We start from the raw sequence: 13,230 nt of genomic DNA, 5'->3' as shown, positions 1-13,230 counted from the left end.
GAAAAAATCGGCTTAAACAAGTTATTATTTATATTGATGGAAAAAAAGCAGTTAATAAAAAGCTGTAAAAATATTTTGACAGAGAAAATAACTGGTTTGGTAACGATAAAAAATTTATTTCTTATTTGTTAAAAAAGATGAAGATTTCATTAGTTCACAAAATAATATTTTCCATCAATTAATGTTGATTTACAATCGACTGTCTATTCGAATAACTTTCTTGTAAAACAATTTTTACTAAAAAACAGCGTAAAAATAAACAATTTTAATTTATTAAATTATGAACTTCTTTTCATTTAAAAAGGAAATTTAAGTTTAATAAATTGATTTAATTCTTTTACGAAACTAAAAGGTTTCTTATGAACCGTTATTGAGTATTTTTGAATTTAATTTCATTAATACATCTTTGCTACTTGTTCTATTTTGAAACCTAAATCATATTAACCATCAATAATATGTCTAAAAGTAGAGAATTGAGCACAGCAAGAAAAAATAAGAAAGACGAATTCTATACTCAATTAACAGATATTGAGAAAGAAATGGTTTATTACAAAAATTTCTTTAAGGACAAAGTAATTTATTGTAATTGTGATGATCCAGAATGAAGTAATTTTTTTAATTACTTCAAACTTAATTTCGATTTTTTTCAATTAAAGAAACTAATAACAACTCACTTTGATTACAAAAAACCAACATATAAACTGGAATATGATGGTAAAAACATTCAAAAATCTCCATTGAGATGCAATGGAGATTTTAGAAGTGATGAATCAATTGAATTATTAAAACAAGCAGATATTGTAATTACCAACCCGCCATTTAGTTTGTTTAGAGAATATATTTCACAATTAATAGAACATGATAAGAAGTTTTTAATTATTGGTAATCAAAATGCAATATCAACAATAGAAGTATTTAATTACTTTAAAGAAAATAAGGTTTGATATGGAGTTTCTATCAGTTCAGGTGATCGAGAATTTAGAGTTCCTGATTCATACGAATTAAATGCTATAGGAACTAGAACTGATAGTCAAGGCAATAAATATATTAGGGTTAAAGGTGTTAGGTGGTTTACTAATCTAGATCATAAAAAACGCCATGAAGAATTTATTAGTTACAAACCTTATAATCCAGAAGAATATCCTAAATTTGATAACTATAATGCGATAAATATCGATAAAACAAAAGAAATACCAATGGATTATTACGAACCAATGGGTGTTCCTATTACTTTTTTAGATAAATACAATCCAGATCAATTTGAAATATTAGATGCTAACAATATATCAATAAATGGTTTAAGAAAAAAACCTCACGGATTAATAAAAGATAAAGAAGGGTCAGTTAATGGTCTTTGTAAGTATGTAAGGATTGTAATTAGAAGAAAAAAACAATAATAAGGAGAGAAAATAATGGAAATCAGACTAAGAGAAATTAAAGTTAAAGAATTGTTTGATAAATATACAGATAATGACGAAGAAGGTGTAAGAGGTTATGGTGGTAAATTAAATATCCGCCCTAAATATCAACGTGAATTTATTTATAAAGATAAGCAACAACAAGAAGTAATCAATACAATAAGAAAAAACTTTCCTCTAAATGTAATGTATTGGGCTAAAAACAACAATGATCATGAAGAATATGAACTTTTAGATGGACAACAAAGAACATTAAGTATATGTAAATATATTGCTGGTGATTTTTCAATTGATTATCAATATTTTCACAATTTAACTGATGAAGAAAAAGACCAAATATTAAATTACAAATTAATGATTTATGTTTGTGAAGGGACTGAAAGAGAAAAACTAGATTGATTCAGAATTATTAATATTGCTGGTGAAAAATTAACGGATCAAGAATTAAGAAACGCTGTATATAGTGGAACTTGGGTTAATGATGCTAAAAAATATTTTTCTAAAACTAATTGTGCAGCTCAAAATGCAGCTGATGGTTATTTAGAAAAAACTGTTAATCGCCAATTATTATTAGAAACCGCTCTTAAATGAATATCTAATGAAAATATTGAAAAATATATGAGCGAACATCAATGTGATGAGAATGCTAAAGAATTATGGGATTACTTTTTAAAAGTAATCACATGAGCTAGAAAATTATTTGATTCAATTGATAGCAAAGTTAAAAAGATAGTTTTATTAAACCAAGAATGAGGTTTGTTTTATAACAAATATCATCAAAATAGTTATGATCCTGAGTTTTTAAAATCTGAAGTAAATAGATTATTAGAAGATGAAGATGTTGAGAAAAAATCAGGGATTGTAAGCTATTTATTTACTAACAAAGAATCACATTTAAACATCAGAGCTTTTAGTAAAAAACAAAAAGAAATTGCCTTTGGTCAACTCAAGGTTAAAAAATGTGCTAAATGTTCTTATGAATTTAAAGATGTTGATGATACAGAAGCTGATCATATCAAACCTTGATCAAAAAAAGGGAAAACTGAATTATCAAACTTACAGTTATTATGTAGAAACTGTAATAGAACAAAGTCTAATATTTAAATAGCGTTTTTTAAAATGAGCAATAGTTCCTTAATAAAAGCTAGTATAAGAAAAAACGATGAATTTTATACAAGATTACAAGATATAGAAAAAGAACTTATTAATTACAAAAATAAACTTAAAGACAAAGTGATATTTTGTAATTGTGACGACCCTAATTGAAGTAATTTTTATAAATATTTTGAATTAAAATTTTTTGACTTTAAACTCAAAAAAATAATAACAACTCATTATGTCAAAAATGCGGGGGGGGGGTACTTATATGCTTGAAACATTCTTGAATGAAAAGAATGAATTAACAACCCTAAAAAAACCCTTGCAAGGCGATGGTGACTTTAGAAGTCAAGAATGTTTGGATTTGTTAAAAAAATGTGATTTCGTCATAACAAACCCGCCGTTTAGTTTATTTCGTGAATTCGTTGATATATTAATCAAAAGTAAGAAGAAGTTCATAATAATTGGCAATCAAAATGCGACTTCTTACAAAGAGATATTTAAATTATTAAAAAACAATAAAGTTTGGTACGGAATGACTAGACCAACCGAATTTATTACTAAATATGAAATTTCAAATGGTCATATTCAACCAATTGAAACCCAAAAATTTGGCAACATTCTTTGATTTACGAATGTTGATCATTCCAATCGTCATATTGAACTTGTTTTATATAAAAAATACACAAAACAAGAATATCCAAAATATGACAATTATGATGCAATAAATGTTGATAAAGTTAAAGATATACCAATTGATTATGATGGTGCTATTGGTGTACCCATAACATTTTTAGATAAATATAATCCTGATCAGTTTGAGATCCTTGGCTGCATGAGTTCTACAACAGTTGATGAGTATAGCTTTGGTTATCCTTATGTAAAAGGTAAAAAGAAGTATGCCAGAATTGTTATAAAAAAGAAGTAATGAGAAAAATAATTAATAAGTTTCAAGCATTTGATAGTTTTATTGAATTGTTTTTACTTATTTTTCTTATTAATTTTAGTTATTGATAATTTTTGAAATCCGATTAATAGAATATTGATATTGCTGTTCGCTTAATTCAATACCCACACCATTTAGTTTTAAGTTAAAACATGCACACAAAGTTGTGCCAGTTCCTAAGAAATTATCTAAAATTCAGTCATTAGGTCTTGCATAAATCTTAAGCAGTTTTTCGCATAATTCTGTTGAATAAGTACATTTATTTAAATTATTACTCCCATCATTATTTTTAGCTTCTACAAAATTATATTCAATTTTGTAAGTTTTCTGACCACTTTTTCTTATCGAACTTACTTCACGATTAGATTGAAATGTTTTATATTCGTTCTTACGACAAATAACAAATATAAATTCCACAATTCTTGTTAATTTATTATGGCTCATATTGTTTGGCATAGCACTTTTCTTTTTTCAAACAATAATATCTGCAATCATAAATTTAGTTTTGTTGGTTATTGTATTAATAACTTCAAACATCATAACAGGATTTTCATTGCCATAAGATAAATTGTAAAGAATAACCCCATTCTTTTCTAAAAGTTTTTCGTATTCTTTAAAAACCTTTAAACTGAAATTTAAATATTCTTTATCATCAATCATGTCCTGATATAAATCATATGTTCGATCATTAAGATTTCTTTGGGTGTTGTAAGGAGGAGAAGTTAAAACAACATTAAATTTTTGTTTTAATTTCTTCATTATATTTAAACAATCACCATGATAAATAAATAACGAATCATTAAATGAATGAGTTTTATTATTCATAAATTTTATTAGCGGTTTTATTGTATCTTTAAAAGCCAAAGCAATAAAATAAAGTTTAACGATTTTAATATCATTAAAGATATGTAAAAAAAACAAAATAAGAAGAATAAACCAAAAGATATAAAATTAATGCAATATCAGATTAGAAATAATCTTTATTTGTATTAAATTTATTTAATAAGAATACATTTATATAAACAACCTTTATTTTATTATCAGTTGTTTGTCTTCATTAATTATTATTAATATATAATCAATATAAGTGCTTTTGGAATAAAAAGCATTTTTTTAATATCTCACCTAATGCGTAAGAAAATTATCTTGATTTGTGAACAATGTTTGAATCGCAACTACACAACAACAAGATCTAAACTTGAAACCACAAGATTAGTTCTTAATAAATATTGTTCAACATGTAATCAAAAAACCGTTCATAAAGAATCACACTAATTATTATGGATAATAACAACAAAAATATTAATCTTAGAAAAGCACCTAAAGTTATTCTTGAAAGTTATCAAAATGATGACATTAAAAAAGAACAACAAAAGATTAAAGAACAAGCTTTAGAAGAAAAAAAGAAAAAAGAACAACAAGAAGAATTAGAATATCAAGAACAAAGAGCCAAAGAAAAAGCCAATAAAGTGTCTTTTTCTTACAAACTAAAGCGTTGATGATTCGGGATGGAAAAAGAATCAAGAAGAATTTCTTGATGCACTCCTAAGAATTTAATTATTAGCTTTTTAATTGTTATTGTTGTAGTTGCTTTTTTAACTGGTTTATTATTCGGAATTGATCAAATCTTTTATGCAGTAGGAATCTTGAAATAATTTAAGAGAAGTAAATAGAGTATGGCTAAAAAATCGACAGCACAATGATATATTGCGACCACAACAAATGGTAATGAAGATTCTGTTATCAAATCATTAAAAGCAAGAATTAGAGCGCTTCACTTTGAAGAACAAATTCTTGATTGTAAGGTGATTAAGTATCGTAGTATTGAAGAAACAATTTTTGATACCAACAATCCAAATCATGATGTTCCAGCAACAATGCGCAATAGCACATATGTTAAGTGAGTAACGATTGATAATGGTGTTTATAAGAAATATAAGATCACAGATTCTAATAAATACCCAGGATATATTTATGTAAAAATGGAAATGAACGACGCAGCTTGATTTGTTGTTCGTAACACCCCTAACATTACAGGTTTAGTTGGTTCATCTGGTAAGGGTGCTAAACCAATTCCGATTTCTTCATCAGAAGAATTAGATTTATTAAATGGTGAAACCGAAAATCCTGATTTCAGAATTGTAATTACACCAAATGCTGTTATTGAAATGAGTCGTGAATTATTCAACGAACGCGGTGAATTAATTATTGATTCAATTGATAACAAAACAATTAGTCATAAAAAAGTTTCAGACCAAACTACAGTGTATGGTGATTTAAATACTGAAAGAGAAACATTCGAACAACAAGTTGAATTCAAAGTTGGTCATTCAGTTGACATCAACTCAGGTGATTACTCAGGTTTAACTGGGCAAATTACTAAAGTTTTAGATAATGATGAATTCTTAGTAGATGTGCAAATTCTAGGTAAACTTGTTAGTGTTAAATTAACAAGAAGCCAAATTAAGTTAATTGATTAAATATAGTTTTTAGTTATGAGTATTAATGATACACAATTTGATGTTGTTCATAAACGCATCAAAGCATTAAAAAGAAGAACCAACTTTTTAATGGGATTTAGTTTATTTTGAATTTTATTAAATGCTGTTTTAACTGCATTATTAGCCATCTTTATTATTCAATATCAAAAATCACTTTTAGAACACAAACCACAATTAGAAATAAATGATAATAAATGAACTGTTATTTTAATAGCAGTAATCATGGTGCTAATTAATATTTGTTTAATCTTAAACAAAGCATTATTAACAATTAAAGCGATTAATAAAAACAAAGAAATTCACGAACATTACAGTGATTTTTTAACCAAAGCTAATAAGATATTATATGTTGGTTTATACATTCCGTTGTTATCTTTTATTCCTTATTCATTGATATTAAAAAAAGCTAATGTTAAAAACATTGAACTTGAATTAACATTAGTTAATAAGAAAGACGAAATCAAAGTTGGTAGCGAAAAAATTGATATGAATATCAAAGATAAAAAAGAGATCAAAGAACGCAAAAATACCAAAAAAATTGAAGATACTCAACCAGATAACAAAGAACCAACAGTAGAAAAACTACCACCGCATCAAGAAGAAAAAACAACTAAAAAAGAATAGATCTATCGTTATAATTAGTGTGAAATCTAGACAAGAATTGTCTAGATTTTTTTATTATTATTTCTTCAATTCTATTAATCTTAAACAAGAATTATCTTAATTATTTATTTAACTTAGATTTATGATGTTCGTCCCTGATTTCAGCTAAAGTTTTAATATTGATTTTTAAAGTGCTCCAAGCATTTGTTAGTTTTTGATAAATTAATCTACAAAGCTGATTTGGCGTAAGTTTTTTAGCTTCATATTCAACCATTCATATCTTAAAGAATATAACCAAGTCTATGAACGTTTTGAAATGAACCAATTACACATAATGAGCCATTATCCTTAAGGATTATTAAACATTCTTTAAGCCATGTTTTAACTTCATTATCATACTGTTCTAATGAATTGTATTTATCTCATTCATCATTCATACCGCTGAATTTAGTGCCTTCATATCTCATGAGAGGTTTATCTAAATTCATATTATAAGGAAGGTCTGCAAAATTAAATCAATGCAACCCTCTTTCAGTGTTTGCATGAATTCAACGTTATTTCCTAATATTATTTCATTGATTGTAGGTGATACTTTTTTAGAGATATTTTTAATAAAAAGTGGGACTTAATAAACAAGAGTATTATTATTATCCTAATAATAAATATCAATAATTAAATCAAAATAAAGTTTTCTAAATATTTATTGAAAACCGAAATTTTATTTTGAAAATAAATATTTATTAGGTCTATATCGTTAAGATTAACTCTTTAATAAAAAATTCTTAATTGGCTTGCACAACTTATCAACTCTTGTAAAGTTATATGCATGATCAATGCGATTTCGCATTGCTCTTGATGTTTCTATTTGGTGGTCTAATAAAAAACCATCATAAATGTATTTTAAGTTTTCAATGAATTTATGATGATCAACCATAAATTTATTGAATTGAGTAATTAATAATTTAACATGATCTTTTTTATTAATTAACGAGAAAAAAGAGTTAATTTCGTGTTGTGTAACTTTTTCTTCATAGCGTTTAACATTGATTGTGTAAAACACATGATCAGACATATTAATAATTGCATTATGAAGCGGCTTGTCTTTATAGTTAATATCAATTACTACATAATGATAACGCTCATATGCAATTTCTTTTAATGTTTTAGATATTAAAGTAGCTTGTTGTTTTTCTGTTAATTGTAAAAGTCATTTAACATTTTCAACATCAATATCTAAAATATCAAAAGGATAAAAAGAATAAAAATGTCTTGTTGCTCTTTTTAATGTAACTTTTTTTAAGATATAGTCTCTAACTAGATTATGATCTTCTTTTTCTCGTGGTAAAAAGTTAAATTTATTATCAACAGATAAATATAAAACCTTATATCCATCAGTAACTAAAGAAATAACTAAACCTAAAGCAGTTGAAGTTTTGCCTGAGTTTTTAATTGTAGATGTTACTGATATGAATTTAGTGCTTTGCATCTTTAATTAATTCTTTTTTAATTTTGCTTCATTCTCTTGGATATTTATCTGAAGTTTCCGTATTTTTATTATAAAAAACATTAACTAAAAAATAATCATTAAATACAAATTCAACCAACTTATTATAAGTTAAACCCAAGTCATTTAAATAAGGTTGTGCAAAATCAATTTCTGTTTGAAAATTCTTTGACTTAAAATGTATGATTTTACCGTGTATTTTTAATAATTTTACAGATAATTCATTTAAAACAGCAATGTTAGAAACTGCTTGTGAAAAAGCGAAATCGAATTTATTTTGATATTGATTTAAAAACGCTTTATCTTCTACTCTAAATGAAATTGCTTCTGTTGTTTTTAGATCTAATAACTTAATCACTTCGTTAATAAAATTAATTTTTTTATTATTTGAATCTAATAAAGTTATATCTAAATTTGGATAAAGGATTTTAATGATAATTCCAGGGATACCAGCACCAGTTCCAATATCGATTACTTTTAAATTCTGATTTAAAAACTCATCTTTTAAACTGTTAGCCAATAAAATGCTTTTAATTCCAAGCATACTAACAATTAATTCCTTAGTTTTATAGCCAGTTAGGTTAAATAATTGATTATTAACTGCAATCTGTTCTAAAAAAATACTTATTTTGTTTTTTTGATCATCAGATAAATCTATTTTTAACAATTCTAGTTGTTTATTTAATTCGTTAAGCATTTTGTTCTAAATGAGTTTTTAATGAAATAATATCAGCTAAATTAATACCACTAATTCTTTTAGCTTGTGCTAAATCTAATGGTCTGATTTTGTTAAATTTATCAATTGCTTCAATTGATAAATTTTGAACTTTTTCATAAATAATATCGTTTGGAATTTTGATCTTTTCTAAATTCTTTAAAGACTCAACAATTCTAATTTCTTTATTGATATATCCTTCATATTTTACGGTAATTTCGATATTTTTTAATAAATCAAAATCGTATTTAGAATAATCGAATTCAATATTTTTCAATAACTGTTCTAATTTGATTTCTGGTCGTTTTAAATAATCATATAAAGAGAAATTTGTATTATTAGTATCAGTTCTTAAAACTGGATACATACCAATTTTCTTTTGCTTTAAAAAATTAATTAATTCTTCTTTTAATTGATGTTTATTTAAATAAGAATTATATTGCTCTTCAGAAATTGTGCCAATTTCATATCCTTTTTTAATTAAACGTTCCAATGCGTTATCGTTTCTTAATAATAAACGATATTCAGCTCTTGATGTTAATAAACGATAAGGATCAGTTATGCCTTTGGTGACAATATCATCAATCATTACACCAATGTAAGATTCATCACGAGATAAAATCAAAGGTTCTTTATTACTCAATTTTAAATGAGCATTAATTCCAGCCATTAATCCTTGACCTGCAGCTTCTTCATATCCGCTAGTTCCGTTAATTTGGCCTGCAAAATACAAGTTATTAATTTTCTTAGATTCTAATGTTGGATAAAGCTGAATTGGATTAATTGCATCATATTCAATTGCATAACCATATTTAATAACTTCTGCGTTTTTTAATCCAGGTAATAAACGAATGATTTGATCTTGAATCTTACTATCTAACGAACTAGAAAAACCACTTAAATAAACTGTATCTAATTCTAATGATTCGGGTTCAATAAATACTTGATGACGTGATTTATCTGAAAAACGAACAATCTTATCTTCAATGCTTGGACAATATCTAGGACCAACACCTGTAATATTTCCTGAATACATGGCTGATAGTTCTAGATTTTCATTAATAATTTTATGGATGGCTTCGTTTGTATGAATTAAATAACATGGTAATTCGTAGTTAATAAACTGATTTTTTGATCAATGTGAAAAATAAAGATCAATTCCATTACCAGGTTCTAGTTGTAAATTTGAATAATCAATTGAATCTTTTTTTATTCTTGGTGGAGTGCCTGTTTTTAGTCTAATTAATTCAAAACCTAAACGCTTAAAACAATCAGATAATTTATTAGCATTTTTAAAACCTTCAGGACCTTCATTATTAACGTTTTTACCGTTAAATGTTAAAGATTTTAAATAAGTTCCAGTAGTAATTATTGCAGCATCACAATCAATTTTTTGATCATTATTTAAAACAACTCCAACAACTTGATTATTGTTGATTGTTAGATCTGTAACTTCACCTTGAATTAGCTCAATATTTTTATTTTTCTTAATTTCATTTAAAAATCATTTTTTATATCGAACCTTGTCAATTTGAAATCTTAAACATTGAACCCCAGGACCTTTTGAAGAGTTCAAAATCTTTCTTTGCAAAGCTGTATTATCAGCAGCAAGCGCTTGCATTCCGCCTAATGCATCAATTTCTCTAGTAACAATCCCTTTAGCAGGACCACCTACTGAAGGGTTGCAAGGACAATTCCCTAAATAATTTTCATCAAGCACACATAGCAAGACCTGATTGTTTAGTTTTGCCAAGATAAAAGCAGCCTCTAAACCAGCATGTCCTGCTCCAACTACTACTATTTTTGCCATATTTATTATCTGAATAATAATAAATAAATATTAATTTTAATAAACCAATTAATTTTTAATTTTTATTGAAAATAATGATATTTATTATTCAATTTAATAAAATAAACTCAGGTTATTATAGCTGTGCGAATAATATTAAATATTAAAAGTGCAACCATAATAAACAAAATGTTTTAAACAAAATAGCTTTATTTATAGACAAACACCATGTGTTTTAAGTGATAAACTAGTTTGTTAGTTTAATTAAGTTAACGAATTCAATATGATAAATCTTTTTAAATCCTCGCGACTAAGTCGTGAACAAAAATTAGAGAAGATTAACAAATTAACAGATCGTCAACTAATTGTTTCATGAGGTATCATTTTATTTGCATACTTCTTGTTCATAGTTAACTGATACTTAATTGATAATCTTGCTGGTAATTACCAATACCATAATAATGAAGATGGTAAACAATGGTTGGGTTGATCACAATCTTTCTTCTTTAAAAACCCAGGGGCTATTGCAACTGCGGCAACCAACTGATCAATCACACTATTCCGTGGTGTTGGATCATTCTTTGCTGGATGATTCATTGGTAAGTTAGGACACAGAAAAACCGTTTTAACAATGATTGGTTTAATGGCCTTCTCATTCCCATTCATCGTTGTTGCATATCCATTTGGTGGTAATAATGCATTAGTGTTATCTGAATCAAATATTTTTTATGAAAATAACGGAACACTAATCAACGGTATTGGTTCTAAAGCACAAGGTTCACTAACTACCTTAACAGCCTTAGGATACAGCTTATTTATTATTTTTAGAACATTATTAGCAGTTGGTGGAACAGCTTTAATCAGCTACACTCAACCAGTAATTGCTAAATTATCAACAATTAACAAGAAAGCTAAAATTAGCCAAATCAATCCATTTGGTTTCAACATGGGTGCTGCATTCCCATTCTTATTATTTGCTTTCAGTCTTAAATTTAAAGCAGATGCATCAAAAGATTGATACATCGTATGTGCAATCTTTATTGGTTTCATTGTAGCTGCTTGATTAGGTTACTTCTTCTTTGGTAAAGAAGTAGTTCTTCCAAAAGAAAAACACACTACACTAGAAACAAACCTAACATTAAAACAATGTATTAAAGATAAGAATGTAATTAGACTATTCTTAATGTTTGGTTCTTGATTATTAGCTGTTGTATGATTCTTATCTGGAACATATGCTGGTATTGTTAATGCTTCTCCGCACAATTATTTCGATGCCTCTAAAAATGAAGCAATTACCCAACTATCTGCAACATACACCAGTCTAACTAGTGCAGCGTTTGTATTAGGATTATTCCTTGGATTATTCTTATTAAATCCATTTAACAAAACCAGATACCAACGTAAGTGATACTTAATAACAATGTATACATTAGGTATGATCTTCATTGTTGCTTCATTTGCTTTTGGTTACTCTGGAAGAACAAACAATCCAGCATTAGCAGCTTTACAAATCATCTGTTCATTCTTTGCTGGTGCATTCTTATGAGGTATTCAATCAACAATCTTATTAATTCCTCACGAATTTAAAGGATCATCACCTGCTAAGGTTGGAACTCAATTCGGTGTAATCTGAGGTGTTGGTTATATCTTATACACAGTATATGACATTGTGTTATCAATCGTTTCACAAGGTGCTGAATTAGCTAATGTTAGCTTTGACGCAAGCGCTGGTCAATTAAACCCTGCTCACGTTTCAGCATTCGTTCTATTTGTTGTTCTTTCATTCTTATTTGTATTATTCGCTCTTAAATTACCTCAATCAGGTCGTGTAATTAATGGTGAATGAACTCCTTTAACAGATAAATGACCGTTCATGTCATTTAACTTCTACAAAGGTGACATCTTCAAATAATAGAAACTAAAACAAAATAAAAAAGATTAGCGTTCAATCCGCTAATCTTTTTTTATCTAATAACCTAATTATTTTTTACAATCACCACAAGGTTTTTGTTCTAAACAAACCCATTCAGGTTTGGTGAAATAAGGCTTCATCATGTTGATTGAATCATAATAAAATTTACCTTCTAAATGATCCATTTCATGTTGTAAGCACATTGATAACAATCCATGTGCTTCAATTGTTACTTCTTTTTGTTGTAAATAATCAAAACCTTTTAATTTAACTTTTTCAGCACGAATCACATATCCGTCTTTATCCTTAGGCACTGACAAACAACCTTCACCAACACTTAAATAAGCCTTGTTAGCACTTTTTTCAATCCATTCTGGATTGATTAATAAATATTTATGTTCTTGGTTACAAAAATCAGTAAAATGAATATAAAACATTCTTTGATATAAGCCTAATTGGTTAGCTGCAATTCCGATACCTGGTCTAATCTTATATTGGTCAGCTCGATCATAAAAGCTTTCATCAATATAAGCTAACATCTTATCAATAGTATCTAGCACCTCTTGATTTAATGGAAATGTTACTGTTTTACAGACTTCTCGCATTCTTTCATTAGCGTCTGTTACTAGTCAATCATTAGATGGCTTTAATGGTGTTTTCATTTTAATAATGTTCTTATCAAATATAAATATTAAAATATTAAAAAGCAATTTTGAATTTTAAACAGCTAGTTTATACTGTAAT

Annotated in this window: 15 protein-coding genes; 9 read left to right on the top strand and 6 right to left on the bottom strand. The window is 26.8% G+C overall.

The annotated features are described in order from the left end of the window. Window positions 1-455: 455 nt before the first annotated feature. Genes JJE79_RS03485 through JJE79_RS03475 form a run of 4 tightly spaced genes read left to right on the top strand, consistent with a single transcriptional unit; the run spans window position 456 to window position 3,444 of the window. Window positions 456-1,397, top strand: coding sequence for an adenine-specific methyltransferase EcoRI family protein (locus JJE79_RS03485; protein ID WP_255565837.1), 942 nt, complete (start codon window positions 456-458; stop codon window positions 1,395-1,397). 15 nt (window positions 1,398-1,412) lie between these two features. Then, window positions 1,413-2,522 (top strand): DUF262 domain-containing protein, encoded by a 1,110-nt coding sequence (locus tag JJE79_RS03480; RefSeq protein WP_222926292.1) that lies wholly within the window; start codon window positions 1,413-1,415, stop codon window positions 2,520-2,522. 15 nt (window positions 2,523-2,537) lie between these two features. Next, a complete protein-coding gene (locus JJE79_RS03840; protein ID WP_255565836.1) occupies window positions 2,538-2,861 on the top strand; it encodes an adenine-specific methyltransferase EcoRI family protein in 324 nt (107 codons plus the stop codon). Next, complete coding sequence (locus JJE79_RS03475) at window positions 2,755-3,444, top strand: adenine-specific methyltransferase EcoRI family protein (protein ID WP_255565835.1); 690 nt, start codon at window positions 2,755-2,757, stop codon at window positions 3,442-3,444. The genes JJE79_RS03840 and JJE79_RS03475 overlap by 107 nt, the downstream gene beginning before the upstream one ends. 75 nt (window positions 3,445-3,519) lie before the next feature. On the opposite strand, the gene JJE79_RS03470 is transcribed toward JJE79_RS03475, so the two are convergent. After that, window positions 3,520-4,287, bottom strand: coding sequence for a site-specific DNA-methyltransferase (locus tag JJE79_RS03470; protein WP_222926290.1), 768 nt, complete (start codon window positions 4,285-4,287; stop codon window positions 3,520-3,522). A 303-nt stretch (window positions 4,288-4,590) separates the two neighbouring features. Between JJE79_RS03470 and rpmG the strand changes: the two genes are divergently transcribed. Genes rpmG through JJE79_RS03450 form a run of 4 tightly spaced genes read left to right on the top strand, consistent with a single transcriptional unit; the run spans window position 4,591 to window position 6,587 of the window. Beyond that, window positions 4,591-4,737, top strand: a complete 147-nt coding sequence (gene rpmG / locus JJE79_RS03465; RefSeq protein WP_222926288.1) for a 50S ribosomal protein L33 — start codon at window positions 4,591-4,593, stop codon at window positions 4,735-4,737. Between the two features lie 5 nt (window positions 4,738-4,742). Next, complete coding sequence (gene secE / locus JJE79_RS03460; protein ID WP_222926286.1) at window positions 4,743-5,117, top strand: preprotein translocase subunit SecE; 375 nt, start codon at window positions 4,743-4,745, stop codon at window positions 5,115-5,117. Between the two features lie 21 nt (window positions 5,118-5,138). Beyond that, complete coding sequence (gene nusG / locus JJE79_RS03455; RefSeq protein WP_222926284.1) at window positions 5,139-5,942, top strand: transcription termination/antitermination protein NusG; 804 nt, start codon at window positions 5,139-5,141, stop codon at window positions 5,940-5,942. Window positions 5,943-5,957: 15 nt separating this feature from the next. Then, window positions 5,958-6,587: a hypothetical protein gene (locus tag JJE79_RS03450; protein ID WP_222926283.1), complete on the top strand. Its 630-nt coding sequence runs from the start codon at window positions 5,958-5,960 to the stop codon at window positions 6,585-6,587. A 260-nt stretch (window positions 6,588-6,847) separates the two neighbouring features. Here the strand turns inward: JJE79_RS03450 and JJE79_RS03445 are convergent, their stop codons facing one another. From JJE79_RS03445 to mnmG, 4 genes are all read right to left on the bottom strand, one after another. Further along, window positions 6,848-7,090: a DNA methyltransferase gene (locus JJE79_RS03445; RefSeq protein WP_370630551.1), complete on the bottom strand. Its 243-nt coding sequence runs from the start codon at window positions 7,088-7,090 to the stop codon at window positions 6,848-6,850. Between the two features lie 236 nt (window positions 7,091-7,326). Then, window positions 7,327-8,052: an AAA family ATPase gene (locus JJE79_RS03440; protein WP_222926279.1), complete on the bottom strand. Its 726-nt coding sequence runs from the start codon at window positions 8,050-8,052 to the stop codon at window positions 7,327-7,329. Next, window positions 8,039-8,767 carry a 16S rRNA (guanine(527)-N(7))-methyltransferase RsmG gene (gene rsmG, locus JJE79_RS03435; protein ID WP_222926277.1) on the bottom strand — a complete coding sequence of 243 codons (729 nt, stop codon included), beginning with the start codon at window positions 8,765-8,767 and terminating at the stop codon, window positions 8,039-8,041. The genes JJE79_RS03440 and rsmG overlap by 14 nt, the downstream gene beginning before the upstream one ends. Continuing rightward, window positions 8,760-10,595: a tRNA uridine-5-carboxymethylaminomethyl(34) synthesis enzyme MnmG gene (gene mnmG / locus JJE79_RS03430; protein ID WP_222926276.1), complete on the bottom strand. Its 1,836-nt coding sequence runs from the start codon at window positions 10,593-10,595 to the stop codon at window positions 8,760-8,762. Before mnmG ends, rsmG begins: the two co-directional genes overlap by 8 nt. A gap of 262 nt (window positions 10,596-10,857) precedes the next feature. Between mnmG and JJE79_RS03425 the strand changes: the two genes are divergently transcribed. Continuing rightward, window positions 10,858-12,486 carry an MFS transporter gene (locus tag JJE79_RS03425; protein ID WP_222926275.1) on the top strand — a complete coding sequence of 543 codons (1,629 nt, stop codon included), beginning with the start codon at window positions 10,858-10,860 and terminating at the stop codon, window positions 12,484-12,486. A 68-nt stretch (window positions 12,487-12,554) separates the two neighbouring features. Here JJE79_RS03425 and def read toward each other — a convergent pair whose 3' ends face one another. After that, window positions 12,555-13,148, bottom strand: coding sequence for a peptide deformylase (gene def, locus JJE79_RS03420; protein ID WP_222926273.1), 594 nt, complete (start codon window positions 13,146-13,148; stop codon window positions 12,555-12,557). Window positions 13,149-13,230 lie beyond the last annotated feature (82 nt).

The sequence above is a fragment of the Mycoplasma sp. E35C genome (assembly GCF_019873825.1).
GTDB lineage: Bacteria > Bacillota_I > Bacilli_A > Mycoplasmatales > Mycoplasmoidaceae > Mycoplasmoides.
Note: the sequence above shows the minus strand (reverse complement) of the source record. Positions and strands in the feature narration are given on the sequence as shown.